Annotated in this window: 27 protein-coding genes; 15 read left to right on the forward strand and 12 right to left on the reverse strand. The window is 60.0% G+C overall.

What is annotated here, in order from left to right:
• Positions 1 to 49 precede the first annotated feature (49 nt).
• The 7 genes from otsB (at position 50) to ELH03_RS31175 (ending at position 6,976) form a co-directional block, all read left to right on the forward strand.
• The gene (gene otsB / locus ELH03_RS31145) at positions 50 to 829 is read left to right on the forward strand and encodes a trehalose-phosphatase (RefSeq protein ID WP_197727816.1); all 780 of its coding nucleotides are present in this window, start codon (positions 50 to 52) and stop codon (positions 827 to 829) included.
• A gap of 200 nt (positions 830 to 1,029) precedes the next feature.
• Entirely contained in the window at positions 1,030 to 1,914 is an 885-nt protein-coding gene (locus ELH03_RS31150) for a helix-turn-helix domain-containing protein (protein ID WP_130767306.1), read from the forward strand.
• Between the two features lie 289 nt (positions 1,915 to 2,203).
• On the forward strand, positions 2,204 to 3,268 hold the full coding sequence (locus ELH03_RS31155; protein ID WP_128403511.1) for an ABC transporter substrate-binding protein: 1,065 nt from the start codon (positions 2,204 to 2,206) through the stop codon (positions 3,266 to 3,268).
• A 67-nt stretch (positions 3,269 to 3,335) separates the two neighbouring features.
• Positions 3,336 to 4,157: an ATP-binding cassette domain-containing protein gene (locus tag ELH03_RS31160; protein WP_128403460.1), complete on the forward strand. Its 822-nt coding sequence runs from the start codon at positions 3,336 to 3,338 to the stop codon at positions 4,155 to 4,157.
• Positions 4,154 to 5,413 carry a sugar ABC transporter permease gene (locus ELH03_RS31165; protein WP_128403459.1) on the forward strand — a complete coding sequence of 420 codons (1,260 nt, stop codon included), beginning with the start codon at positions 4,154 to 4,156 and terminating at the stop codon, positions 5,411 to 5,413. Before ELH03_RS31160 ends, ELH03_RS31165 begins: the two co-directional genes overlap by 4 nt.
• Positions 5,414 to 5,439: 26 nt before the next feature.
• A complete protein-coding gene (locus ELH03_RS31170; protein ID WP_128409582.1) occupies positions 5,440 to 6,168 on the forward strand; it encodes an SDR family oxidoreductase in 729 nt (242 codons plus the stop codon).
• A 43-nt stretch (positions 6,169 to 6,211) separates the two neighbouring features.
• A complete protein-coding gene (locus ELH03_RS31175; protein WP_128403457.1) occupies positions 6,212 to 6,976 on the forward strand; it encodes an SDR family NAD(P)-dependent oxidoreductase in 765 nt (254 codons plus the stop codon).
• A gap of 246 nt (positions 6,977 to 7,222) precedes the next feature.
• Here ELH03_RS31175 and ELH03_RS31180 read toward each other — a convergent pair whose 3' ends face one another.
• Positions 7,223 to 7,663, reverse strand: a complete 441-nt coding sequence (locus ELH03_RS31180; protein WP_130767307.1) for a VOC family protein — start codon at positions 7,661 to 7,663, stop codon at positions 7,223 to 7,225.
• Positions 7,664 to 7,757: 94 nt separating this feature from the next.
• A complete protein-coding gene (locus tag ELH03_RS31185; RefSeq protein ID WP_128409584.1) occupies positions 7,758 to 8,186 on the reverse strand; it encodes a Tautomerase enzyme in 429 nt (142 codons plus the stop codon).
• Positions 8,187 to 8,306: 120 nt separating this feature from the next.
• Here ELH03_RS31185 and ELH03_RS31190 point away from each other — a divergent pair, with 120 nt between their 5' ends.
• Entirely contained in the window at positions 8,307 to 8,906 is a 600-nt protein-coding gene (locus ELH03_RS31190; RefSeq protein ID WP_130660004.1) for a TetR/AcrR family transcriptional regulator, read from the forward strand.
• A gap of 72 nt (positions 8,907 to 8,978) precedes the next feature.
• Here ELH03_RS31190 and ELH03_RS31195 read toward each other — a convergent pair whose 3' ends face one another.
• From ELH03_RS31195 to ELH03_RS31215, 4 genes are all read right to left on the reverse strand, one after another.
• On the reverse strand, positions 8,979 to 10,007 hold the full coding sequence (locus tag ELH03_RS31195) for a sensor histidine kinase (RefSeq protein WP_130767308.1): 1,029 nt from the start codon (positions 10,005 to 10,007) through the stop codon (positions 8,979 to 8,981).
• Positions 10,007 to 10,711, reverse strand: a complete 705-nt coding sequence (locus ELH03_RS31200) for a response regulator (protein ID WP_018070626.1) — start codon at positions 10,709 to 10,711, stop codon at positions 10,007 to 10,009. Before ELH03_RS31200 ends, ELH03_RS31195 begins: the two co-directional genes overlap by 1 nt.
• Before the next feature lie 47 nt (positions 10,712 to 10,758).
• Complete coding sequence (locus ELH03_RS31205) at positions 10,759 to 12,249, reverse strand: DUF4153 domain-containing protein (RefSeq protein ID WP_130767309.1); 1,491 nt, start codon at positions 12,247 to 12,249, stop codon at positions 10,759 to 10,761.
• 301 nt (positions 12,250 to 12,550) lie between these two features.
• On the reverse strand, positions 12,551 to 13,843 hold the full coding sequence (locus ELH03_RS31215) for a helix-turn-helix transcriptional regulator (protein ID WP_130767310.1): 1,293 nt from the start codon (positions 13,841 to 13,843) through the stop codon (positions 12,551 to 12,553).
• 280 nt (positions 13,844 to 14,123) lie between these two features.
• Here ELH03_RS31215 and tkt point away from each other — a divergent pair, with 280 nt between their 5' ends.
• Positions 14,124 to 16,184, forward strand: a complete 2,061-nt coding sequence (gene tkt, locus ELH03_RS31220; RefSeq protein ID WP_130767311.1) for a transketolase — start codon at positions 14,124 to 14,126, stop codon at positions 16,182 to 16,184.
• A 34-nt stretch (positions 16,185 to 16,218) separates the two neighbouring features.
• Here the strand turns inward: tkt and ELH03_RS31225 are convergent, their stop codons facing one another.
• Both ELH03_RS31225 and rapA2 read right to left on the reverse strand, forming a co-directional pair.
• Positions 16,219 to 16,407, reverse strand: coding sequence for a hypothetical protein (locus ELH03_RS31225; protein ID WP_105010491.1), 189 nt, complete (start codon positions 16,405 to 16,407; stop codon positions 16,219 to 16,221).
• 165 nt (positions 16,408 to 16,572) lie between these two features.
• Positions 16,573 to 17,286 (reverse strand): calcium-binding lectin RapA2, encoded by a 714-nt coding sequence (gene rapA2 / locus ELH03_RS31230; RefSeq protein ID WP_128402905.1) that lies wholly within the window; start codon positions 17,284 to 17,286, stop codon positions 16,573 to 16,575.
• Positions 17,287 to 17,737: 451 nt separating this feature from the next.
• Here rapA2 and ELH03_RS37615 point away from each other — a divergent pair, with 451 nt between their 5' ends.
• From ELH03_RS37615 to ELH03_RS31250, 5 genes are all read left to right on the forward strand, one after another.
• Complete coding sequence (locus ELH03_RS37615) at positions 17,738 to 17,890, forward strand: hypothetical protein (protein WP_164902537.1); 153 nt, start codon at positions 17,738 to 17,740, stop codon at positions 17,888 to 17,890.
• A 39-nt stretch (positions 17,891 to 17,929) separates the two neighbouring features.
• Entirely contained in the window at positions 17,930 to 18,166 is a 237-nt protein-coding gene (gene rpsU / locus ELH03_RS31235) for a 30S ribosomal protein S21 (RefSeq protein ID WP_128402906.1), read from the forward strand.
• A 57-nt stretch (positions 18,167 to 18,223) separates the two neighbouring features.
• Positions 18,224 to 18,418, forward strand: coding sequence for a hypothetical protein (locus tag ELH03_RS31240; protein WP_003538349.1), 195 nt, complete (start codon positions 18,224 to 18,226; stop codon positions 18,416 to 18,418).
• A 12-nt stretch (positions 18,419 to 18,430) separates the two neighbouring features.
• Positions 18,431 to 19,009, forward strand: coding sequence for an alpha-ketoglutarate-dependent dioxygenase AlkB (locus tag ELH03_RS31245; protein WP_128409589.1), 579 nt, complete (start codon positions 18,431 to 18,433; stop codon positions 19,007 to 19,009).
• A 66-nt stretch (positions 19,010 to 19,075) separates the two neighbouring features.
• Complete coding sequence (locus ELH03_RS31250; RefSeq protein ID WP_130767312.1) at positions 19,076 to 19,555, forward strand: pyridoxamine 5'-phosphate oxidase family protein; 480 nt, start codon at positions 19,076 to 19,078, stop codon at positions 19,553 to 19,555.
• Positions 19,556 to 19,604: 49 nt separating this feature from the next.
• Here the strand turns inward: ELH03_RS31250 and ELH03_RS31255 are convergent, their stop codons facing one another.
• Positions 19,605 to 20,516, reverse strand: coding sequence for a LysR family transcriptional regulator (locus ELH03_RS31255; RefSeq protein WP_128409591.1), 912 nt, complete (start codon positions 20,514 to 20,516; stop codon positions 19,605 to 19,607).
• 96 nt (positions 20,517 to 20,612) lie between these two features.
• Between ELH03_RS31255 and ELH03_RS31260 the strand changes: the two genes are divergently transcribed.
• The gene (locus tag ELH03_RS31260; RefSeq protein WP_128402909.1) at positions 20,613 to 21,488 is read left to right on the forward strand and encodes an aldo/keto reductase family oxidoreductase; all 876 of its coding nucleotides are present in this window, start codon (positions 20,613 to 20,615) and stop codon (positions 21,486 to 21,488) included.
• A gap of 79 nt (positions 21,489 to 21,567) precedes the next feature.
• Here ELH03_RS31260 and ppk2 read toward each other — a convergent pair whose 3' ends face one another.
• From ppk2 to ELH03_RS31275, 3 genes are all read right to left on the reverse strand, one after another.
• Positions 21,568 to 22,482 (reverse strand): polyphosphate kinase 2, encoded by a 915-nt coding sequence (gene ppk2, locus ELH03_RS31265; protein WP_018070638.1) that lies wholly within the window; start codon positions 22,480 to 22,482, stop codon positions 21,568 to 21,570.
• Between the two features lie 102 nt (positions 22,483 to 22,584).
• Complete coding sequence (locus tag ELH03_RS31270) at positions 22,585 to 23,418, reverse strand: helix-turn-helix domain-containing protein (RefSeq protein WP_130767313.1); 834 nt, start codon at positions 23,416 to 23,418, stop codon at positions 22,585 to 22,587.
• 72 nt (positions 23,419 to 23,490) lie between these two features.
• Positions 23,491 to 23,880, reverse strand: coding sequence for a nuclear transport factor 2 family protein (locus ELH03_RS31275; RefSeq protein WP_128402911.1), 390 nt, complete (start codon positions 23,878 to 23,880; stop codon positions 23,491 to 23,493).
• Positions 23,881 to 24,024 lie beyond the last annotated feature (144 nt).

A 24,024-nucleotide genomic window follows, 5' to 3' on the forward strand; every position in this document is an offset into this window, starting at 1 on the left:
GTCTGAAAAGCCACCTTGTCCTTGTCGGCCGGCGACCTAGCTTCAATGGTTGCAGAGTTTGGAGAATGCCGTGCAGGACGACGACGCTACTCAGGAAATGCTTTCACTGGTCTTGGAAGAGCCCGACCACTGGGCGATGTTTCTCGATATCGACGGGACGCTGCTCAATCTTGCGCCCACGCCGGATGCGATCGAGGTCCCAGAGGCGCTTCCGGGACAACTTCATCGCCTGTCGAACAAGCTCGGCGGTGCCTTGGCACTGGTCACCGGACGATCACTTGCCTATGCAGACGCGCTGTTCAAACCCTTTGCATTTCCGACAGCAGGCCTGCACGGCGCGGAAATCAGGAACGCCGCGGGCATGCAGACGGTCGAGGCGACACCTGAATTTCAGGCACTGAAGCATGCGCTGACCGCGGAAGCCGAGCACTATCCTGGCGTCTTGATCGAGGACAAGGGCGCGGCCGTTGCCGCCCATTACCGGCTGGCGCCCGAATATGAAAAGGTGCTCGAAGACCGCATGCACCACTATGCCGAGCTCGCCGGGCCGAACTGGGCATTGCAGCTCGGCAAGATGGTATTCGAGCTGCGTCCGGCCCGGTCGAGCAAGGGCGATGCGCTGGAGCGGTTCTTCCAGTCCGACCCGTTCAAGAACCGCTGCCCGATTACCATCGGCGATGATCTGACCGACGAGTCGATGTTTGCGATCGCCAATGCGCGTGGTGGCGTTTCCGTGCGCGTCGGCGCGATCGGCGCACCGAGCTGCGCCACGAGCCGGCTGTCCTCTTCTGCGCTGGTCAGAAACGTGATTGCCGCCTTGGCGGCCTGAGGCACGCCGTTGGGCGATGTGCATGCGGATTGCTGTCGTCTTTACGCCGGCTGCGCAGCGTCAATTGTCAAAAAAGTATCGGTTTTAGCCGGGAATCGTGGTGGCAGGCGTGACATGAGCCCATTACACTCCCCTTCAACAATAAAGCCAAAAAGGGAATTTGGCTGGCGGGCCTGGAACCGTCCTCGGAGGAGGAGACAATGGAACCTGACTTGGAAGTCATTCAGATCCGGCCGGGCGAATCTTTCGCAACGAAGGCGCATGGCTATCCCTACCATACGGTTCGGTGGCATTTTCACCCTGAATATGAACTTCATCTCGTCGTGGCGACAAGGGGACGGTATTTCGTCGGCGACTTCATCGGCGAGTTCGAGCCGGGCAACCTTGTGCTTGCGGGGCCTAATCTTCCCCATAACTGGATCAGCGATGTCCCGAAAGGATCGAGCATTCCGCTTCGATGCCAGCTCATCCAGTTCAGCGAGGGCTTCATCAGCGGTACGATGAAGGTGCTGGCGGAACTCGGGTCCTTCGATCCGGTTCTTGAAGCCTCCCGCCGCGGCGTGCTCTTCGGCGCCGATACTAGCCGGCAGGTTGCTCCCCTGATGAACGAGGTCCAGCAGGCCCACGGTGTGCGTCGCATCGAGCTCTTCATGATGATTGTCGGCCTGCTCAGCCGGGCGCAGGATTTCCAGCTTCTCGCCAGCCCGAGCTATCTGCCCGATCCATCGGGCTACATGTCTGCCGGCATCAACAAGGCGCTCGCCTATATCAGAGAGAACCTGACGAAATCCTTCGACGAAGCTGATCTCGCGGCGATCGCCGACCAGTCGACCGGCGCCTTTTCGCGTGCATTCCGCCGCCATACCGGCATGTCGCTGGTACAGTATGTGAAACGCCTGCGCATCAATCTCGCCTGCCAGATCCTGATGAGCGATGACCACGCATCGATCACCGATATCTGCTTCGAGGTCGGCTTCAACAATCTGTCCAACTTCAACCGGCAGTTTCTCGCGGAAAAAGGCATGACGCCTTCGCGTTTCCGGCGGTTGTTGGGTGACAATATCAACGTGGCAAAGGCGGCCTAGAGCAATTCCAGCAAAAGTGCGCAGCGGTTTTGCGTCCGGAATTGCGTAAAAACAAAAAAAGGAGGCGAACCAGCACGGTCCAAGGGACGAGGGAGGACAAGGAGGAGGAACGAAAACTGACACTGACTTGAACGCGGGCACGCGATGAGCGGCTCGCGATGGGAGATGCTTGTCCTCAAAAACATCAAACCACCGGGACAGGCGCGACCGTTCATTCAGCCGAACGGCCACAGCAGACAGTGCAATCACGAAGCTACACAATTTTTACCAATGGGAGGAGATAGAAATGATGAAATTCTCAACAAAGGCGGCAGGCGCCGCGGTATTTGTCCTGTCCTTGCTGGGTGGTACTTCCGCCTTTGCGCAAACGGCCGTTTCGGATGCGACGGTGGCATTCTTGATGCCCGACCAGGGCTCAACCCGCTATGAGGAGCATGATCACCCGGGCTTCGTCGCGGAAATGAAGAAGCTTTGCGCCTCATGCAAGGTTCTCTATCAGAACGCCGATGCCGATATTGCAAAACAACAGCAACAGTTCAATTCGGCCATCACGCAAGGCGCCAAGGTCATCGTGCTGGATCCGGTGGATTCGGCGGCGGCCGCATCGCTCGTCCAGCTCGCACAGAGCCAGGGTGTCAAGGTCATTGCCTATGACCGTCCTATCCCGAAGGGTAAGGCCGATTTCTACGTCTCCTTCGACAACAAGGCGATCGGCAAGGCAATTGCGGAATCGCTCGTCCAGCATCTGAAGGCGCAGAACGTGCCGACCGATGGCGGCGGCATCCTGCAGATCAACGGTTCGCCGACCGATGCGGCTGCCGGGCTCATCAAGGACGGCATTCATGAGGGGCTGGCGAGCGGCGGATACAAGACGCTTGCCGAATTCGATACGCCCAACTGGCAGCCCTCGAACGCCCAGCAATGGGCGGGCGGCCAGATCACCCGTTTCGGCAAACAGATCGTCGGAGTTGTCGCCGCCAATGACGGCACCGGTGGCGGCGCCATCGCAGCCTTCAAGGCGGCGGGTGTCGATCCCGTGCCGCCGGTGACCGGCAATGATGCGACGATCGCCGCGCTGCAGCTGATCATATCAGGGGATCAGTACAATACGATCTCCAAGCCCAGCGAAATCGTCGCTGCCGCCGCTGCCGATGTCGCCGTGAAGCTTCTGGCCGGAGAAACGCCGAAGGCCGAAATGACGCTCTACGACACGCCGGCGCAGCTTTTCGTCCCTGCCGTCGTCACTGCCGAAAACCTCAAGGCCGAGATCATCGACAAGAAGATCAACACCGCCGAGGAGCTGTGCACCGGCCGTTACGCCGACGGCTGCAAGAAGCTTGGCATTACGAAGTAATCCGCAAGGAAAGCGCGACCGGTCGCCGGTCGCGCTTTCCGTTTTGCTTTTTCCGAAAGGCCAGGCGATGTCTGAAATCTCGCACACTCTTGACCCTTCCCGTCAGCCTGTCCTCAGTCTGCGCGGAATATCGAAGAACTTCGGGGCGGTGTCGGCGCTCACCGATATCGAACTCGACGTGCATGCCGGTGAGGTCGTGGCGCTGGTGGGCGACAACGGCGCCGGCAAGTCGACGCTGGTCAAGATCCTGGCCGGCGTGCACCAGCCAAGCTCGGGCACGATCCTGTTCGAGGGCAAGCCGGTGACCCTGCCGAGCCCGAGTGCTGCTCTCGGGCTCGGCATTGCAACTGTCTTCCAGGATTTGGCACTTTGCGAAAATCTCGATGTCGTCGCCAACATCTTTCTCGGCAAGGAGCTCAGTCCCTATCAGCTCGATGAGGTCGCCATGGAGATCCGCGCGTGGCAGCTCTTGAACGAGCTTTCGGCGCGCATTCCAAGTGTGCGCGAGCCCGTCGCCTCACTTTCCGGCGGACAGCGCCAGACGGTGGCGATCGCCCGATCGCTGCTGCTCGAGCCGAAACTGATCATGCTCGACGAACCCACGGCTGCGCTCGGCGTTGCCCAGACCGCCGAGGTGCTTGACCTCATCGAGCGCGTGCGGGAGCGCGGCCTCGCTGTCATCATGATCAGCCACAACATGGAGGATGTGCGCGCCGTTGCCGATCGCATTGTCGTCCTTCGCCTCGGCCGCAACAATGGCACCATGCTGCCCGACGCGTCCAACGAGCAGCTCGTCAGCGCCATCACCGGAGCATCCAACAATTCCGTCTCCCGCCGCGCGTCGCGCCGCCAGGCGCAAAGCCAACCGAGCGAGGAGGGCAGGCCATGATGAAGTCCATCGAGAATGATCCGGCGACGCCGGCGCTGCTTGACCGGCGTGATGAGAGAGTGCGCCATGACGACAGTTTCGGCGGCTCGATCCAGGCCTTTTGGGATCGCATCCGCTCCGGCGATCTCGGTTCACTGCCGGTCATTGTCGGCCTGGCGATCATCTGGACGGTGTTCCAGGCGCTCAATCCTGTGTTTCTCTCCAGCAGCAACCTCGTCAACATGCTGTTCGACTGCTCGACGGTCGGCGTCATCTCGCTGGGTATCGTCTGTATCCTGATGGTGGGTGAGATCGACCTTTCCGTCGGCTCCGTCAGCGGCTTCGCCTCGGCGTTGGTCGGCGTCTTCTGGGTCAACCAGGGTTGGCCAGTGGTTCTGGCAGTCCTCGCCGCCATGATTGTCGGCGCCCTGATCGGCTCGCTCTACGCGTTTGTCTTCAACCGCTTCGGCATGCCGAGTTTCGTGTCCACCCTGTCCGGGCTGCTCGCGGTTCTCGGCCTGCAGCTCTACATTCTCGGAGCGACCGGTTCGATCAATCTTCCCTATGGTTCCTGGCTCGTGAGTTTCGGCCAGATCATGGTCATGCCGGACCCGATCGCCTATCTGCTGGTGGCACTTGCCGGCATTGCCTTCTTCTTCGCCAGCTACCGCACCTCGGCGCGTCGGCGGGCGGCCGGCCTGTCGGCGAAATCGGCCCGTGGGCTGCTTCTGCGCGCCGTCATCATCACACTCGCCCTTGAAGCTGTCGCGTTCTATCTCAACCAGTCGCGCGGCATTCCGTGGATGTTCGGCCTTTTCGTCGGGCTCACCGCCGCCATGAATTATGCGCTGACGCGCACCAAATGGGGACGCTCCATGCATGCCGTCGGCGGCAACAGGGAAGCAGCGCGCCGCTCAGGCATCAACGTCTCGCACATCTATACGAGCGCCTTCGTCATGTGCGCTCTGCTTGCGGCGACCGGCGGCGTTCTCTCCGCCGCACGGCTGGCGACGGCAAGTCAACAGGCCGGCACCGGCGACGTCAATCTCAACGCCATCGCCGCGGCGGTCATCGGCGGCACGAGCCTGTTCGGCGGGCGCGGCAGTGCCTATTCAGCCCTTCTCGGCATCATCGTCATTCAGTCGATTGCCAGCGGGCTGACGCTTCTCGATCTGTCATCGTCGCTTCGATACATGATCACCGGCGCCGTCCTTGCCGTCGCCGTCATCGTCGACTCATTGGCACGCAGATCGCGGATCTCCCACGGCCGAGCCTAAACCAACCAGGAAACCAGAGGAAGAAAATGGGACAGGATCTGTCTGGAAAAGTCGCGGCCGTCACCGGAGCGGCGTCGGGTATCGGCCTTGAATGCGCCAAGACTATGCTTGCCGCGGGCGCCCGGGTCGTGCTGGTCGACCGCAATGAAGAAGCCTTGAAGGAAATCTGCTCGAAACTCGACGCCAACGCCATTCCCTTGGTCACCGATCTCACGGATCCGAAAAGCGTCGCACGGATGATGCCTGAGATTCTGGAAAAAGCCGGCCAGCTGGATATCTTCCACGCCAATGCCGGCTCTTACATCGGCGGCGAAGTGCTGGGCGGAGATCCTGATGCCTGGGACCGGATGCTCAATCTGAACATCAACGCCGCATTCCGTTCGGTGCACGCCGTTCTGCCGCATATGGTCGAGCGCAAGACCGGCGATATCATCCTGACGAGTTCCGTTGCCGGCATGATCCCTGTCGTCTGGGAGCCGATCTACACCGCCTCGAAACATGCGGTCCAGGCATTCGTCCATACATTGAGGCGGCAGGTGGCCAAGCATGGATTGCGCGTCGGCGCCGTCGCTCCTGGTCCCGTGGTCACCGCCCTTCTCAGCGACTGGCCGCAGGAGAAGCTGGATGAGGCGCTGGCCGCCGGCGGCCTGATGGAGGCGAATGAAGTGGCCGAAGCCGTGCTTTTCATGCTGACGCGCCCACGCAACATTACGATCCGCGATCTCGTTATCCTGCCGCAGAGCGCCGACATCTGACGAAAGCGCGATCGCCTTCAACAATCGCCGAGAGGAAACGGACATGATCTTCGACAGATTTCGCCTGAACGGACAGGTGGCACTGGTGACCGGCGGCACGCGCGGCATCGGGCTTGCCATCGCCGAGGCGCTCGGCGAGGCGGGCGCCAAAGTGATCATCACGGGCCGAACCCGCAATGCAGCGGCGGAAGACCGGCTCTCCAAGGCCGGCGTCGATTGCGATTTCGTTGCCGCCGACCTGATGAAGGAAAGTGCTGCCGACGAACTCGTCACTGAGACCCTCTCACGGGCGGGGCGGCTCGACGTCCTCGTCAACAATGCCGGTATCGCCATTCATGGCGACAGCGGCGAGTTCTCCGATGCCATCTGGCGCGAGATCATGACCGTCAATGTCGACACCGTCTTCCGCACTTGCCGCGCCGCGCTCGCACCCATGCGGCGCCAGGGCGGTGGCGTCATCCTCAATATCGGCTCGATGTCGGGCATCGTGTCCAACATTCCGCAGAACCAGGTCGCCTATAACACTTCCAAGGCGGCGGTCCACATGATGACGAAGAGCCTCGCCAGCGAGGTTGCCGCTGAAAACATCCGCGTCAACGCCATCGCTCCCGGCTATATCGAGACCGATTTGTCGCGCGGCGGTATCGACAATCCCGACTGGTTCCCTACCTGGCGCAGCATGACCCCGATGGGACGCGTCGGGCAGCCGGAGGAGGTGGCGGGTGCCGCATTGTTCCTCTGCTCGGCGGCGGCAAGTTATGTCACCGGCGAAGTGCTGGTTATCGACGGCGGTTATACGACGCGGTGAGACGCGAAGACGAGATTGGGGGGAGGGCGGCTCGCAGCCGCTTGGTCGGGGTTTCTCCCCTGCCATCCTGCCGATTGTCCTCCGCGCGTGATGTTCTGAATGATTGCGACACAGACGCCGACACTTCGCATGTATCGATGCGATTTTCGTCTCGCACTTGTGTGTAGACAGCACATGGTTACGGTAGAACAGGATGATTTTAGGCCGGGTCGGCCTGAAATCTGAATCCTGTTCTAAATTAAAGAGTTAGAGCATGATGCCGTCCGAAAACCGCTCACACTTTTCGGCATTATGCTCTAGGCAATCGAGCATCCACTGGACACCAAAGCGATCCGTGAGCTTGCCATAATAGCTTCCCCATGACTGGGCGGCGAGTGGTGTCGTGATCTTGCCGCCCTCGGCCAGCCGTGCGAAGAGGCTGTCGGTACTGTCGCGGTCGTCCGCAATCAGCATGTGGGCGGAGCCTCGCATCGGCTCGGCATCGTGATTGTCCGAGGCGAAGAACAGAATACCAGGTCCTTCGAAGCGGGCATGCATCACCTTGCCCCGCATGGCGTCGGTGGCAACGGGCATCCCGTCTGCGCCGTGGCGCTTCAATTGCGTGATCTGGCCAAGCCCGCATTCGGTGTAGAAAGCAAGCGCCTCTTCGCAACCGGTGGAAAAGAACAGATAGTTGGCAAGCTGCATGGCTTGGCTCCGTAAGGCGCCGGACCGCGACGTCTTGGTGTCGCCGGCCCGGCGTTGCATCAAGTCTGAGATTTCCGAGCGTACGCCGCGATCGTTACGAGGCGGCAACCGCACCCCGGATGGCGCCGACGAGATCGGCATTGTTATAGCTGCGGCCGGCGATACCCCAGGCCCCTTCAGGCGCGTAGACGATGTTCGACCATATATGTTCGCGCTTGAGCCGGCCTTCGGCGGCCTGTTCGATCACATCGGCCGCTTTTTCGAAGAAGGACTGTTTTGCTTCAGCGCTCACCAGCGCCATCTCGGGCAGTTTGAGCTCGACGAAGGCTGCATCGATCGGCTCTCCCGCAGCAAGCACATGCTCCCGCGGCAGCACGTTGATCGTACCGATAATATTGGCGGTCATGAAGTCATTGCCGGTCAAGCCGGCGGCATCGAGCACTGCCTCCGTCAATCCGGCAAAGGCTTGGGCCTGAGCCCGCTGCGAAAGCAGGCCTTCAGGCACGGTGAGTGTGATAGGCATCGTATATCTCCCTGTTTGAACCGTGACCGCTTCTGATATATACCGATCACTCTTTATGCATACACATCGATCACTCTCTTAGCAATACATAAAGAGCGATCGCTCTTAAAAGGGACATATATGCGCTACAGTGCCGAACATAAGCAGGAGACCCGAACGCGCGTCATTGCCGCGGCTGGACGGGTTTTCAGACAGGAAGGCTATGGCGGCGCAGGCATCGATGCATTGACCAAGGCGGCCGGCGTGACCAACGGTGCCTTCTACGGACATTTCAAGTCCAAGGGCGAAGCCTTTCGCACCGCCGTGCTGGCGGGCCTCGAAGAGCTGCGGCAAGGAATTGCGGCGCTAAAGGCCAGTGAACCGAAAGACTGGCTGACGACATTCGTCGGTTACTATCTCGGCTATAAAAGAACCTGCGATCTGGGCGAGAGCTGCGCTCTGCCGAGCCTTTCCCCCGACGTCATGCGCGCAGACGATGAAACACGAAGCGCCTATACGGCAGAACTCAAACGTCTCATCGAGGAAGTTGCGGTCGGCTTGCCGGCGGGTGAGATACCGGGTCAATCCGAAACACGCCGGGAAAATCAGGCGATCTTGCTACTCGCCATGCTCAGTGGCGGTGTGACCCTCGCCCGCGCTGCTTCCGACCCGGCGCTGTCCAAACGCATTGCAGATGTCATCGCGCAGGCTGCATTGGCGGCGATAGAGCCTGGAAACTGATCCACTCGCTTGACGACATGCCTTGCTCAGGACGGGGTAGCGCCGGGATCGCCTTTCCGAGCAATGCTCCGATCAGTCTTTGTAACGCCAGCTCGGTCCCGGGATCGTGATTTCGAACTCGGTGCCGGCACCGGTCGTATGCAGCAGGCGGATCGTACCGCTATGGGAGCTCAGCATGGCGCGGACGATACCGAGACCCATGCCGGTACCGCCCTGCTCGCGGCGGGTTGAGAAGAATGGCTGAAAGATGCGTTGGCGATTTGCCTCCGAAATACCGCTGCCGTCGTCACGAACAAGAATTATGGCTGTTCGGGCGTCGGCGGATACTCTGAGTTCCAATAGCGTGGCGCCGTGTTGAAGAGCGTTTTCGGCAAGGTTGGCAAAGACGATACCGGCTGCTTCCTGAGGAAGAGCAATTGATATTTCCGTATCGCCTGCGCCGGAAATATCCAGGGCGGGAAATCGCTCGCGCAGTGAGGATATGATGTCTGCTATGCTGCTTCTGCCTTCGGCCAGCGACGATTCCGCTTGTGCAAGCTCTCTCAGCCGCTGCAGCAATGCATCGAGTCGGACTGCGTCGGCGACGATGTTGTCGAGAAAGTGCAGACGCTCAGCCTTCGTCATCGGCCTTTCCACGTCATCGTCGCGTAAAAGCTCTGCGGCTCCCCGGATGGCCGTCAGCGGCGATTTCAGCTCGTGGGAGACATGGGCGGCAAAGGAACTGATATATTCGGTGCGATCGACCAGTTTTCCGGCGAGATCGAGGAAGCTTTGCGACAGCACCGCGATCTCGCGCGTTCCGTAGCTTTCAAGCGGCCGGATCGCCGCCTTGCCACCGCGGGCGATCTCGTCCGTGCGGGCGATCAAGGCGTCGATCGGTCCGGTGATGGTGCGCGTCAGCACATAGGCAACGCCAAGCGTCAGCAAGAAGGCGAAAGCCAGGGCAATGATTTCCGCCGGCGCCATCCGGTGCGAGCTCGCCTCGACAGTGCGAAACCAGATGACGATCAGGACCGGCAGCGCCATGACGGCGAGAAGCACGGCATAGACGACCAGCGCCAGCGCCGGCCGCCATTTCGTCCTGACCTTCGGCGTCGGCATCAGGCCTGCCTCCCGATCTCGCTGCCGAGTTTGAAGCCGATCCCGTGAACGGTTGCGATGACCCCCTGGCCGCCGGCCGCCAGGAATTTGGCCCGGATGTTCCGGATATGGCTGTCGATCGTCCGGTCGGCGACATAGGTACCGGCGCCATAGGCCGCCTCCATCAGTTGTTCGCGGCTGAAGACCATATCGGGGCGTGACAATAGTGCATCCAGGATTGCGAATTCGAGCGCCGTCATGGCGATCTCGCTATCACGAAACGTCACTGTCCTGGCGCCGCGATCGAGGCTGAGCGCGCCGGCGACAAGCGTGGCGTGGCGTCTCTCAGGCTCTGCGCCATTGCCGCTACGCTTCAAAATCGCCTTGACCCGCGCGATGAGTTCTCGCGGGCTGAAAGGTTTGGTGACATAGTCGTCCCCGCCGATTTCGAGACCCAGCACCCTGTCGATCTCTTCGTCGCGCGCCGAAAGAAACAGGATCGGCAATCCCGATGTCTTGCGGATCTGGCGGCAGACGTCCAGGCCATCCATGTCGGGCATGCCAATATCGAGGATGATGAGATCGATGCTGCCGCGGCGGAAGGCGGTCATCGCCTCGGTGCCGTTGCGGACTGCCAACCATGCCAGGCCGGCGCGCTCGAGGGCGAAGCAGATCACGTCGCGGATGTGAGGTTCGTCATCGACGACGAGAATGCGGGGCGCCATCCACCAGTCCTGCGTTGTTTGTCATGCCTGTTGTTATCGTTCTCGTTCTATCTTGCAATGGGAGAAAGGAGATAGTTATCCAGTCGCGCAGACCGGAAAGTCCAGCTCCGCCAGTCGCGCCGGCGCATCTCAAAATTCCTTGCGAGGTAGTACCGAACTGTCACCGCTTGGCTCCTCTGGTCTATCAGATGTGTTGGAAGCTTGAGGAGATAGAGATCGAGCGCCGGGATGGCGGAAAGGCCGAGCGAGGAGAGATAATCGATATCGAGCGGCGGGCCTTCCTGGCTGATCTCCTGACTGTGCGCGACATTGAAGCGGGCGATGAAAGCCGGGAGATCGATGAAGGCGCTGAGGTAAAGAATGGCGATCAGGGAAGCGAGGTTGGTGGCGATCAGCCACTCGTTGGATCGGCGCAGCACGATACGCAGCAGGATCAAGGCAAGGCCGACAGCGACGATGCCCATCCAGAGACCTGCGGCAACACGCAGTTCCGTCAGCGAATAGGCTTCGACGTAAAGCTCGAGCCGCAGCATCGAAGACAGGCAGAGAAGGATGTTCTGGCCGATCCAGGCGTAGACGAGGCCGCGGATCAGCGGGCTTTTATCGCCGGGGCCGTCGGGTCGCATGGCAAGCAGGACAAAACCGGCGGCAAGAAGCGCTGTCGCAATCAGCGGATAGGCGCCGCGATGAGCATATTCGGCATGGCTCATGTGATCGGGCAAATCCGCGCCGCCCCAGAGATAGACGAGATCGAGAAGCGTCTGCACGGCAAAGAGCGCATTGAAGAGAAGCAGCGAGCGCAACAGCGAGGCATGGCCGAGCGGTGAATTTTTGGTCGGCACGATCATGAACGCCCTGCCGGCTTGCCACCTTGCAAATCGACGCTTCAGGCGTGGCCGCAGCAAAGCCCAGACCACAGCGGCAATCATTATCCAGAAGCCGATCCGCCAGGGATCGAGGAACTTCAGCAGAACGTCAAAACGGATGCTGCGCAGCGTGACCTCGATAACGGGATTTGCCGCTGCAAAGAGGAGCAAGAATACTGATGCGAGAATGAGCGGCATGACCCAGAGGCCGGCGCTCCGCCGGACTTCGGTGAGGGAGGAACGTTTCGCCGGTGTCGCAAGATATTTCCCGACATCCTCGGCAAGCCGCAAGGGAATGACGAGCGCGAAACGGGAAAACACCAAAGGCAGGCCGGTGAGGCTGCGAGGCATGAGCTTGCCGCTGACGAGAGCCACCGACATCAGCGCGCTGAGGCAAAGGGCAAAGCCCATTGCTGACGGTGTTTCGAGCAGAGGCGCCGAAGCCAGGAGCGACAAGCCCAGGAGGAGAGCCGCCTTGGAAGGCGACAACTCCTTCGTGGCCGGCAGCAAAATGCCGGCGCAGACGGCAAGGGCAAAAAGGAAAAGGTTTATCCCGGGTTCTTGGCCAAAGATCAGAAAATCTGCCAGCGCCACGAGGCCGAGCAGCACGGCTATTCGGCCGGGATAGCGCCTGATGGGCATCGGTGCGGTCAGGCTGTCGGTAGTGTCCATTGCTGGTCCTCTCGTAAATGCCGCCCCTCGATCACGATGAGCATGCTTATGGAGACCTCCTCGAAAGGAGCCCTCTGAGGCCGGTACGTCTCTGTCAGCCACCACCCGTCATCGCGGAGGCGGTCCGGCACAGCGGACGGTGTGATGCGGGGCGGGATGTCGTTCTTGCTCATGGCATAGGGATGCCTGACCGGATTGCAGATTTTGCGCAGGGAGTGAGGAGCAATTCAGGAAAATTGCCCGGCTGCGGGATCATCGAGAAATTCGACAGATCATATCGAGTGCGAAGATAGCCTGTAGTTTACGGGGCTCGCGGCGAGCTTCTCCCGTGCGAGCCTGTCGGCGTCGGCGCTCTTTTTTCGGCAATCGGGATCGAGGCAATCAGCCTGGCGAGCGCTGCCTGAGATCGCACGCCGGCCTTGCCGAAGCATCGGCCGGCATGTGTCTTCACCGTGTTGGAGGAAATCCCGAGAGCGAGGGCAATCTCAGGCAGGTTCATTCCGGTGCCGATCAGTGCGGCGACCCGGGTTTCAGCGTCGGTCAGGCCGAAGATGTGTTGCAGTTGTTGCGCTTGCCGCAGCGTCTTTGCTTCCGGATCGACGACATGAATGAGGACGCGTGCTCCGCTGTCGGTCGCATCCCACGTGGAAATCGCCGTGGGCGCAAGCGGCGTGATCATCATCAGATAGGGCGGCAAGCCCGATGGCCGGGAGATCGCCAATGCGCCTTCGAAAGGCGTGTCTTCGCCATTGGCTATCAGCAAAGCCTGGCGGATGGCATTTGCCAGGCGCGTAGCCGTTTCGGAAATATGGGCGGCGAGCGCCGGTCTCTCCGACCGGCTGAGGAAAATGCCGTCGGCCTGCCTGAGCAGCGTCTCGGCTGCCGCATTCAGTAGGAGGACTGCGCCTCGCCCGTCGATCAGCACGGCCGCGTCGGGTATCGCATCGATCAATCGTTGCGGCAGTTCGGGCGCACGATTGATCTTGTTAATCTGAAAGGAAAGGTCGATGGCGCGTGCCATATGCGGGCTCAGCAGCTTCAGGCGTGCCGCCGCCTCGGCGGCGTGCTCGTCCTGTTGACGAGACAGAAACAGCGCCACTCCGCCAATGCCTCCGCGCTCGTGCAGGCTGGCATGCGGCAGGAAGAGTTGATTGAAGATGTTCTGCGGCTCGCAGATATCGGCATAAAATGCGGAATGCCGCACGGCCTCCGCATCGATCAGGCTGTTGCCGATCGCAATCTCGCCCGGTCTTACCTTCTCGAATGCGCGGGCATAGGGGTTGCCCGTGTAATTCTGAAGATAGAGCGTGTTCAAGTCTTCACGCATGCGACCGGGGATCAGAAAGCTGCCGCGGCCACCCGGCGCCTGATAGACAATATTTCCGGCGACAGCGCCGACATAATCGACGATCGAGCACAGGGTGTCCGGCCATTGCTCGGAATGGACTGCGGCCTGATAGACAGCATCAATAATGTCGACATGATCCATATCAGCGCCTCTCGTTTTCACGATGATGGTTTCGCCAATTGCGGCGAATGCTTTATTTCGATCACTGCATAATTGTCTAAGGGGAGGCGAGGCAGCGAGCGTCACCCGATCAGGTGACGTCGTGTGCGCGCTCCGCCCTGCACTGTAAGGGTTTTTTCAACCGGACGCACCACCTTGGCAAAACAGGATGATGGCAGCGCCGCGTGACCAGGTCCCGGAAAGCGGTCCTTCCTGGCGCGGATGCTATCCACAACTGAAAACTCCGCACTAGGTTAACTGGACCCGTCAAATTCGCCGTGGCGAGCTCTCACGATCACGGTGAACGAGATAGCGAGGCAGACAGTCTCTGCCTTCATAATCCAGGTACTCCAAGGAGTTTCTCCCAATGCCGGACATCTCACAAGCTCCGAAGACATTCCCAGCTCCCAAGGATCAGAGCCTCCGGGATCTCGCCGACTGCATCCGTTTCCTCTCCATGGATGCGGTTCAACAGGCAAAGAGCGGTCATCCCGGCATGCCGATGGGCATGGCCGACATCGCCGCGGTGCTTTTTTCCGAGTTTCTGAAATTCGATGCCGCCGATCCCTATTGGTTCGATCGCGACCGCTTCGTCATTTCCAACGGTCACGGCTCAATGCTGCTCTACAGCCTGCTCTATCTGACGGGCTACAAGGACATGACCATCGACCAGATCAAACGCTTCCGCCAGATCGACAGCCGCACGGCGGGTCACCCCGAATATCGCCACGCCACCGGCATCGAAACGACCACCGGTCCGCTGGGGCAGGGGATTGCAAATTCTGTCGGTCTCGCACTCGGCGAGCGGATCATGAATGCCTCGTTTGGCGACAATCTGGTCAATCACCACACCTATGTCTTCCTGGGTGACGGCTGCCTGATGGAAGGTATTAGCCACGAGGCGATATCGCTTGCCGGACATCTGAAGCTCGGCAAGCTCATCGCCTTCTGGGACGACAACTCGATCTCGATCGACGGTGCGACCAGCCTTGCTGAATCCGATGACCATCCGGCGCGTTTCCGCGCGGCGAACTGGCACGTCCAGCAAATCGACGGTCACGATACCGATGCGATCCGCGCCGCAATCATCGAAGCGCAGAAGGTGACGGATCGGCCGTCGATGATTGCCTGCAAAACCATCATCGGCTTCGGTTTCCCGACCAGGGCGGGAACGCAGAAGGCCCATAGCGACGCCCCTGGTGAAGACGAGATCGCCGGCGCCCGCAAGATCCTCGGTTGGACATCGCCTCCCTTCGAAATACCGGAAGCGCTTCTCAATGACTGGCGAAAGATCGGTGCGAAAGGCGGGCCGGCGCGGATGGCCTGGGCGGTCCGTGTCCAGACCGCTTCGCCGGACAAGCGAGACGATTTTGAGCGGCGCATGAACGGAGAACTGCCGTCCGGTTGGCGCGCTGCCATTGCTGCGGCAAAGCAGGAACTTTCAGGTTCCGAAAAGGATCTCGCCACCCGTCAGGCGAGCGGCATCGTGCTCAACCATCTCTTCGATGCGATCCCCGAGCTTCTTGGCGGCTCGGCGGATCTGACGCCTTCAAACAACACCAAGGCAAAGAACCAGGTCGAGATCAAGCCCGGGGAATATGGCGGATCCTATCTCCACTATGGTGTCCGCGAGCACGGCATGGCGGCCACGATGAACGGTTTGGCGCTGCATGGAGGGCTTATTCCCTATGGCGGCACGTTCCTGACATTTTCCGACTATTGCCGCCCGGCGATCCGGCTCGCGGCGATAATGGAGGTGCGTTCGATCTTCGTGATGACACATGACTCGATCGGATTGGGCGAGGACGGGCCGACACATCAGCCGATCGAACATCTGAGCGCATTGCGCGCCATTCCCCAGCTCGCTGTCTATCGCCCGGGCGATCCGATCGAAACGGCCGAGTGCTGGGAGGCGATCATGGATGCGCCGCGGCAGGCAGCACTGATTGCTCTGTCCCGCCAGCCAATGCCGCTTTTACGCGGCGACCCGTCCGACGAGAACCGCTCGGCAAGGGGAGCCTACGTTCTCCAGGAAGCTGAAGGCGGCGCGCGGCAACTGACGATCCTTGCCTCCGGCTCGGAACTGCATCTGGCGGTCGAAGCCCGCTCGGTGCTGCAGGACGAGGGTATTCGCACGGCCGTGGTTTCGATGCCGTGCAGGCTGCTGTTCGAGAAGCAGGATGCCGCCTACAAGAAATCGGTGCTGGGCGCCAGCCGAGCCAGGGTCGCCGTCGAAGCAGCCGTGCAGGATTCCTGGGACCGCTATCTCGGCTTGGACGGCGTATTCGTCGGCATGCATGAATTCGGAGCATCCGGCAAAATCGATGACGTTTACAAGAAGTTCGATATCACTACAGACGCAGTGATACGTGCCGGACGTGAGGTGGCCGGAGAAAGCAAGCCTAGCGTCGCGAGTCGGAGCCCATAGGCGGTCCCAAGCAGGCGACCGGGTCGAGCGCCCCTTATCTAAATCTTGGGGCACGCTTGGCATTGTGGATCAGCTCGGAGGCAGTCGCGAACGGCCCGAAAAGTTTGAGCAGCAGCGCTTGTTCCTCGGTATCTATGCGGTGACGCGCGCAAAACTCGGTCACGGACCAGACTTTCGTCAGATCGTCTGTTTCCATCTGCCTGGGTTCGATGTGTTCGGTCAACGGCGTGTCCTCCGAACAACGAGACTACGCCGCCCCGGCATTTATAAGAACTAGCTAAAAAGTATTATGCCGCTTTGCAGACTGGCTGAATATGACAAGTGGATATATGAAAACGCCCGCCGATTGCGCGGCGGGCGGTGTCTCTCACTGATTTCTCGCAAGTGATCAAGCGAGATGAGCGTCGGTGCCTGTGATGTTGAGCGTCAGAACGCCGACATCCGTGTGGCCTTCGCCATCGGAGATCTTGTAGTACTGGACGGTTTCCGTGACGTTCTGGCCGGCAGTCAGGTCTTCCGTCAGCGTGTAGGTGAATTCACCATTCGGCTTGACGTGGAAGACGCCATGGTCGCCGACGATGTCGGTAACAGCGTCGAGGCCGCCCTTGGCGCTGACGTTCGTGCCGTCGAACTGACGGAGGAAGAGCTTGCCGTTGTCGCCGGCAATGTCGTTGTCCAGAACGTTGCCGCCGATGGCGCTACCTTCGTTGAAGCTGTAGTGGTCGTCGACAGCGATCGGCTTTACCTGGGTTACGCCCTGGATGTTGAGGGTGAACAGGCCGACATCGGTATGACCGCTGCCGTCGGAGATCTTGTAGGAAACCTTCTCCTGGTAGGATTCGCCGTTGGCGAAGCCGATCTTGGCCGCATCGCTCAGGACATAGGTGTAGCTGCCATCAGGCTTGACGAAGAAGGTGCCGTAGTCGCCCTGGATCTCGGTGACCTGGCTGTTGCCGGCCTTGGCGCCAACGCTTGCGCCATCAAAGGCGCGCAGGAACAGGTGACCGTTGTCGGATGAATCGTTGGAAAGCAGATTTCCGGAAATAACGTCAGTTTCTTTAAATGTTGCACTATCATCAGTTGCATGAATTGGCGAAGCCATTGCACTCTCCTCAAATTGTTTATTGGCGGGTCAATTTCGACCTCAGCGAGCGGGTCCTTTAACAACCTATTAATACTACAAGTCAATGGTCTATTTAACAGAAGGTTAATTTCGGAGCCAATCTCCCCGTTGCTTCCAGTTCGGCGGAATAATGTCACTTTCAGGCCAAATTGAAGAAAATTTGGCGAAAACTATACCCGGTTAACTTGAATAAAATGGCGCGGAGTATATCTGAGCGCGATTAGCGATGCGCGCGCCATGCCATCCGGCCCATCCGTTGCAATTTTACCCGCCGATACCTATGTTGCGGAAATACCCGATCAAGCGGAAATCTAAGCCGTTGCTGGCTCATGATTGAAACGCTTGTGTGTGCGTACGCGCCGTTATGGCTGTGTGACGGGCAATCCCACAAACAATCGATGACGCCGGCCGAGATCGGCAAAGGATTTTTTTGAACCACATAAATACAGCCACCGCGGTTGCGGCGGCGAAATCGCGCGAGAATGACGAGGCTGTCGGCCGCGTCGCTCAGAGCTGGAAGCCGTTTCCCTGCCTCCTCACCCGCCGCGAATTGCGGGCTGTGATCGACGAGCAGCTCGGCTGAGCGGCAATCGTCGCCCCACCCACACAAGGAGAACTTGAAATGCAAGTACTCGTCAGAGACAATAATGTCGATCAAGCGCTCAGGGTCTTGAAAAAGAAAATGCAGCGCGAAGGACTGTTCCGTGAAATGAAGGAACGGCGCGCCTATGAAAAGCCGTCCGAACGGCGCGTCAGGGAAAAGGCGCAGGCGATCAGCCGTCACCGCAAGGCCGCACGCAAGAAGATGCAGCGTGAAGGCCTGATCGCCGGATCGAAGCGGGTGGCGACCACCCGCTAGCAGTCATTCCCAACTAGCCCCGAGCTTCGGCTGCTACATTCCGTGAAAGGACAGATAATGGACGAACTCAATAGCCTCACCGTTTCCGAAGAACGCCTCGAGGATTGCCGCGATGTCGTGGAGCCGGATCTGCAGGATCTGATCCAACGCGCTCTGACATCGGGTTTTTCCCGGGAGGAAGTTCTCATCGCCGTCAGTGAACTGGTCGCCGAAGACTTCGCAATGGTCATGAAAACCCCAAGCGTCCATTGAGGCACGAGCGCAGTGAGCATCATCGTGCAGGAGGATCTCTTTCGTGCGGCGGACGGGACGCTCCCTGAGGGGTTCCGATATTCTGCTGAGATCGTTCGTCCGGATCTTCAGCGCACGGTTCTTGAGGCAATGCCGACGCTTGCCTTCAAAGCCTTCGACTTTCATGGGTTTGAGGGCAAGCGCAGAACGGTTTCCTTCGGCTGGAAATATGACTTCGACAGCCAGCGTGTCAGAAGAGCCGATGCGATGCCGTCGGTGCTGCTTCCCATTCGCGAAGTGGTGGCGCGCTTCGCCGGCATCGAGCCCGATGCGCTCGCGCAGGCGCTGGTCACTGAGTATGGCCCGGGTGCTCCGATCGGCTGGCACAAGGACAAATTCGTCTTCGGCCGGGTCGTCGGTGTCTCCTTGCTCTCGTCTTGCACCTTCAGGCTCAGGCGGCGTGACGGTGCAAAATGGCAGCGGCGGTCGCTCGTCCTTGAACCCGGCTCGGCCTATCTCATGGCTGGCGCCTCAAGAACGCACTGGCAACATTCCATCCCGCCCGTCGACCGCCTGCGTTATTCCATCACCTTCAGGGAATTGGCTGAATAGACCGCCCATTGGGAACATCGGCCTCGGCAGATGGTTACTTCGTCTCTTGCACAGATGGAGATGACGATGGCAGAGCATGACGATGCGACACGGGTATGGGAGTTGGTCGACAAGATCGGGTTCTGCATGCTGACGACCCGTAGCGGCGGCGATCTTAGAGCTCGCCCGATGTCCGCCTATACCGCGCAGCTCGAGAATGCGATCTATTTTCTGACGGATGTCAGCAGTCACAAGGACGATGAGATCGCCCGTTGGCCAAACGTGTGCCTGGCCTTTGCCGACACCAAGGGACAGAAATATGTTTCCGTGTCAGGGGCGGCCGAGGTGCAAAACGATCGCGAGAAGATCAGGGAATTATGGGCCACGCCGGCAAAGGCGTGGTGGGACAATCCTGACGATCCTTCCATCCGCATCCTCAAGATTATCCCGTCGTCGGCCGAATATTGGGACAGCCCGGGCACGATCATCAGCTATATCAAAATGGCGGCCGCCGCGGTCTCGAACAGCAAACCTGATATGGGCGACAATGCCGACGTCAAGCTCTAACGCCTAGAAGCTCAGTGAAGATCGAGGGCGCGTCTCTGGCCGACAAACATCAAGCCTGACTGGCTGATGCCTTGACGAAGTCGATGAAAGCCCTCAGCGGCGCCGGCACCAGACGCCGTCCGGGATAATAGAGGAACGGCCCGGAGAAGCGCTGCCACCACGGTTCGAGGATGGGCTCGAGCGCACCGCTGTCGAAATGCGGGCGCAGCCAGTCCTCGAAGAGGCAGACGATCCCTGTTCCTGATATCGCTGCATCGACGGCCAGGTCGGTCGCTCCGCCGACCCGCACGATCAACGGCCCCGTTGGATCGACCCGCACTATCTCGCCATCCCGCTCGAATTCCCACGGCGCCGTCATCGCGCCGCTGTCGAAACGGCCCAATATGCAGGCATGGCCGAGCAGCTCGCTCGGGTGTTGCGGCCGGCCACGGCGATCCAGGTAGTCGGGGGAGGCGGCGATGGCAAAGCGCTGGACGCGTGGGCCGATCGGTATTGCGATCATATCCTGCTCCAACCGCTCGTCATAGCGGATGCCGGCGTCGCAGCCGGCCGCGATCACGTCGACAAAATTCTCATCGGTTACGACCTCCAGCCGAATATCGGGATAGACGGCGAGAAACGGTGGAACGATGGCGGGCAGCACCAGCCGCGCCGCGCTGACCGGCACATTAAGGCGCAACGCACCTGCCGGCCTGTCGCGAAAACCGTTGACGACGTCGAGGGCAGACTCCACCTCGCTCAAAGCAGGGCCGAGCCGCTCCAGCAAGCCCTTGCCCGCTTCGGTCGGCACGACACTGCGTGTCGTCCGGTTGAGCAGCCTGACGCCGAGTTGGGCCTCCAGGCGACGCACCGCTTCGCTGAGGAAAGAGGCGCTGCTGCCGCTAACGCGCGCCCCTTCACGAAACCCCCCGGCGCGCGCCACGGCAACGAAGGCATTGAGATCACCCAGATCCGCTTTCACTGTTCGCCACTCCGCACAGCCCGTGCGGATTATAGCCAATTTTCACACGCGCCGACAATGCTTATCTTGGCGTCATCTCTTGAAAGGAGTTAGACCATGTCCACTATCGATCAGTCCGGCACGTTCAACCTCGGCGGCCGCAGCGTGAAGCGGCTTGGCTATGGCGCCATGCAGCTCGCCGGGCCCGGCGTGTTTGGCCCGCCTAAAGATCATGCCGCGGCCCTGGCAGTCCTGCGCGAGGCGGTCGCGAGCGGCGTAAACCACATTGACACTAGCGACTTCTATGGCCCGCACGTCACCAACCAGATCATCCGCGAAGCGCTGCATCCGTATCGCGACGATCTCGTTATCGTCACCAAGATTGGCGCCAGGCGCGGCACGGATGGATCATGGATGCCGGCCTTCTCGCGCGAAGAGCTGACCGCGGCAGTGCACGACAATCTCCGCAATCTCGGCCTCAATGTGCTTGATGTCGTCAATCTCAGGATCATGTTCGACGTGCACGGCCCGGCCGAAGGGTCGATTGAAGCGCCGCTGACGGTCCTTGCCGATCTCCAGCGGCAAGGCCTGGTCCGTCACATCGGGCTGAGCAACGTCACGTCCAAACAGATCACTGAGGGGCGTGGGATCACCGAGATCGTCTGCGTGCAGAACCAGTACAATCTGGCGCATCGGGCCGACGACAGGCTGATCGACGACCTCGCGCACGAAGGCACCGCCTATGTGCCGTTCTTTCCGCTCGGCGGGTTCACCCCGCTGCAGTCGTCCACTCTGTCCGATGTCGCCGCACGCCTTGGTGCCACGCCCATGCAGGTAGCGCTCGCCTGGCTGCTGCGTCGTGCGGCAAACATCCTGCTGATCCCCGGCACCTCGTCCGTCGGCCATCTCAGGGAGAACCTCGCCGCCGCCGGGCTCGTGCTGCCGGATGACGCCGTCTCGGAATTGAACCGCATGGCTGACGTCGCCGCCTGAAGGTCGCCGGCGATCCAACGCTACGCCACAAACAACCCCTAGATCGATTCCGATTTAGGCGGCCTCTGCGGCTACGCCGTCAGTAGCGCTCCGGCACGAGCATTTCAGGCGGAACCGGCGCCCTGTTGTAATCGGCGTGACGGATGCGGTCCGGCAACTGGATCTCAGGTTTCGGAACATCCTCGTAAGGGATCTGATCTAGAAGATGGGCAATGCAGTTCAAACGCGCCCGTTTCTTGTCCACAGCCTGTACCACCCACCAGGGTGCATCCTCCGTGTGCGTCCGCGCCAGCATTTCTTCCTTGGCTTTGGTGTACTCCTCCCAATGGACACGGCTTTCCATATCCATCGGTGAGAGCTTCCATTGCTTCAGCGGATCGTGGATGCGCATCTTGAAGCGGAATTCCTGCTCCTCGTCGGTGATCGAAAACCAGTACTTGATCAGCACGATTCCGGAGCGGACGAGCATCCGTTCGAATTCAGGCACCGAGCGGAAGAACTCCTCGAGTTCTTCCTCGGTGCAGAATCCCATGACGCGCTCGACACCGGCGCGATTGTACCAGCTTCGGTCAAAGAGCACCATTTCACCGGCGGTCGGAAGGTGCGGGACATAACGCTGGAAATACCATTGATGACGTTCCCGCTCGGTGGGCGCGGGCAGCGCGACCGTCCGGCAAACGCGAGGATTGAGCCGCTGGGTGACGCGCTTGATCGCGCCACCCTTGCCGGCCGAATCCCGGCCTTCGAACAGCACCACCACCTTCAGCTTCTTATGCTGAACCCAATCTTGCAACCGCACCAGTTCATGCTGCAGCCGGAAAAGCTCCCGGAAGTAGATCTTTCGTTCGATCGTCTGCTCCGCCGGTTCTGACATTCCTTCGGCGACCAGATCGTCCAGCCGGTCTTCCTCCATCTGCATTTCCAGCTCTTCATCGAAGCTGTCGGCGATTTCGGCCTTAATACGGCTGAGCTGGTCCTGAGGTGTTTGAGTCATGGCCTTTTCCTTCCTGCTTATTTCGACAGGAGCATGTCACTGCGAAGTTTGTGTGACGGTTCGGCTAATCCAAAGCCGGAACAGCCACGTTCCGATCCGGGATTAACGCATGCCGGCCTGCTTCATCAGCTTGGCGTATACCACCTCGGTGGCATCATCCAACGGGAACATGCACTCGATCCTCAGTTCCTGGGTCGTTATCGTCTGTGCGGTGCCAACCGTGGTCACCAGTGAGAAGAAACTCAGAACCTGCCCGTCCTTGATGAACGACAATGGAATGACCGGTGTGCTGTCGGCTGTCGTCGAGACCTTCCAGGCACTGTCCACATCCGGATAGGCGAGGAGCGCGTCGATCAGCGCCTTGGTGCGCTTATCGATGACGCGGCCCACGGACTCCCTGAACACCCGCGCCATCAGACTTTTTGCCGTTTCCTCCCAATTCGGAATGAAGGGCCGCAAACCGGCCGGATCGAATATCAGGTGCAGCAGATTGCGCGGTTTTTCCCGTGCCGCCATGTCGATGAAACTGTTGAAGAAGCGCTGCGTCGCGTCGTTCGTCATCACGACGTTCCAATAGCGATCCATCACCACTGCCGGAAACGGTTCATGCTGAGCAAGCATACGCTTCAGCGCATCCCTGACACTTTTCATTTCAAGGTCGTCGATGCCGCCTTCGGCGTAAATCGGAGCATAGCCGGCGGCAAGCAGCAGCGTATTGCGCTCCCGGAACGGCACATCAAGGACATCGGCCAGATGCAGCAGATTGTGGCGGCCGGGCGTGCTTCGGCCACTCTCGATGAAGCTGATCTGACGCTGCGATATGCCGGTGTCGAGTGAGAGATCCAGCTGGCTCTTGCCCCGCGTGTCGCGCCAGGCGCGCAACTGGATGCCAAGCTCGTTCGGTATTGCGCTTGAATGGTTGTGCGTCGAGCTCATCTTTTAGCGATCTCCATGTGTGCGGCTGATGGCCGGCGGGGGCGATAACGCTCCCGCCAGCGACGATGTCGGTCAGAAGGCAATCGGGCCGACTGATCCGTACCAGCGGCCAACCTTGGCCGGCTCTCGTTCATCCATATAGAAGAAGTGGGTCATCACCGGTCTGACAACCGGTTGAGCCTCGTCGTCGGGCGTCATGGTGACAGTCCCGCGGAAGATCTTGAGCGAGCCACCGTCCCAATATTCCGTTACGTCGTGAAGCGCTGAGAAACCCGTGTCGATGAAGGCGCGCAGATTCGTGCGAATGGTCTCTCGCCCCTTCCAGTCGGCGACGCCCAGATTGCAGGTAGCATCCTGCGCCAAGCAGTCGAAGCCTTCGCCGAAGGTCTTGTCATCGATCTCCTTCCAGAATGCCAACAGCCATTCAGGGGGTTCTCGTTTGGTAAAATTCATGGTCTTCATCGTCGTTCTCCTCGGCCGCCTGGTATTGTCGACGGCAGCTTAGCCGTCGACATCGCGTTGGTCGGCCGCTTCTGTTGAAGGGAATGTTCCTCCTGCAGGAAGGCCGTTCACTAATATCGCGGGACAGGGAATGCCCTCAATTAC

Origin of the sequence: Rhizobium beringeri, assembly GCF_004306515.1 — a bacterium.
GTDB classification, from domain to species: Bacteria; Pseudomonadota; Alphaproteobacteria; order Rhizobiales; family Rhizobiaceae; genus Rhizobium; species Rhizobium beringeri.

What these genes read in the sequence shown, in the direction of transcription:
- ELH03_RS31240 (WP_003538349.1), top strand. Translation starts at nt 18,224, where the DNA reads ATGGACGAACTCAATAGCCTCACCGTTTCCGAAGAACGCCTCGAGGAT.
- ELH03_RS31190 (WP_130660004.1), top strand. Translation starts at nt 8,307, where the DNA reads ATGCGCTACAGTGCCGAACATAAGCAGGAGACCCGAACGCGCGTCATT.
- ELH03_RS31150 (WP_130767306.1), top strand. Translation starts at nt 1,030, where the DNA reads ATGGAACCTGACTTGGAAGTCATTCAGATCCGGCCGGGCGAATCTTTC.
- ELH03_RS31160 (WP_128403460.1), top strand. Translation starts at nt 3,336, where the DNA reads ATGTCTGAAATCTCGCACACTCTTGACCCTTCCCGTCAGCCTGTCCTC.
- ELH03_RS31180 (WP_130767307.1), bottom strand. Translation starts at nt 7,663, where the DNA reads ATGCAGCTTGCCAACTATCTGTTCTTTTCCACCGGTTGCGAAGAGGCG.
- ELH03_RS31155 (WP_128403511.1), top strand. Translation starts at nt 2,204, where the DNA reads ATGAAATTCTCAACAAAGGCGGCAGGCGCCGCGGTATTTGTCCTGTCC.
- ELH03_RS31250 (WP_130767312.1), top strand. Translation starts at nt 19,076, where the DNA reads ATGGCAGAGCATGACGATGCGACACGGGTATGGGAGTTGGTCGACAAG.
- ELH03_RS31195 (WP_130767308.1), bottom strand. Translation starts at nt 10,007, where the DNA reads ATGCCGACGCCGAAGGTCAGGACGAAATGGCGGCCGGCGCTGGCGCTG.
- ELH03_RS31165 (WP_128403459.1), top strand. Translation starts at nt 4,154, where the DNA reads ATGATGAAGTCCATCGAGAATGATCCGGCGACGCCGGCGCTGCTTGAC.
- ELH03_RS31205 (WP_130767309.1), bottom strand. Translation starts at nt 12,249, where the DNA reads ATGGACACTACCGACAGCCTGACCGCACCGATGCCCATCAGGCGCTAT.
- ELH03_RS31275 (WP_128402911.1), bottom strand. Translation starts at nt 23,880, where the DNA reads ATGAAGACCATGAATTTTACCAAACGAGAACCCCCTGAATGGCTGTTG.
- ppk2 (WP_018070638.1), bottom strand. Translation starts at nt 22,482, where the DNA reads ATGACTCAAACACCTCAGGACCAGCTCAGCCGTATTAAGGCCGAAATC.
- ELH03_RS31260 (WP_128402909.1), top strand. Translation starts at nt 20,613, where the DNA reads ATGTCCACTATCGATCAGTCCGGCACGTTCAACCTCGGCGGCCGCAGC.
- rapA2 (WP_128402905.1), bottom strand. Translation starts at nt 17,286, where the DNA reads ATGGCTTCGCCAATTCATGCAACTGATGATAGTGCAACATTTAAAGAA.
- ELH03_RS31270 (WP_130767313.1), bottom strand. Translation starts at nt 23,418, where the DNA reads ATGAGCTCGACGCACAACCATTCAAGCGCAATACCGAACGAGCTTGGC.
- ELH03_RS31200 (WP_018070626.1), bottom strand. Translation starts at nt 10,711, where the DNA reads ATGGCGCCCCGCATTCTCGTCGTCGATGACGAACCTCACATCCGCGAC.
- ELH03_RS31170 (WP_128409582.1), top strand. Translation starts at nt 5,440, where the DNA reads ATGGGACAGGATCTGTCTGGAAAAGTCGCGGCCGTCACCGGAGCGGCG.
- ELH03_RS31185 (WP_128409584.1), bottom strand. Translation starts at nt 8,186, where the DNA reads ATGCCTATCACACTCACCGTGCCTGAAGGCCTGCTTTCGCAGCGGGCT.
- tkt (WP_130767311.1), top strand. Translation starts at nt 14,124, where the DNA reads ATGCCGGACATCTCACAAGCTCCGAAGACATTCCCAGCTCCCAAGGAT.
- rpsU (WP_128402906.1), top strand. Translation starts at nt 17,930, where the DNA reads ATGCAAGTACTCGTCAGAGACAATAATGTCGATCAAGCGCTCAGGGTC.
- ELH03_RS31175 (WP_128403457.1), top strand. Translation starts at nt 6,212, where the DNA reads ATGATCTTCGACAGATTTCGCCTGAACGGACAGGTGGCACTGGTGACC.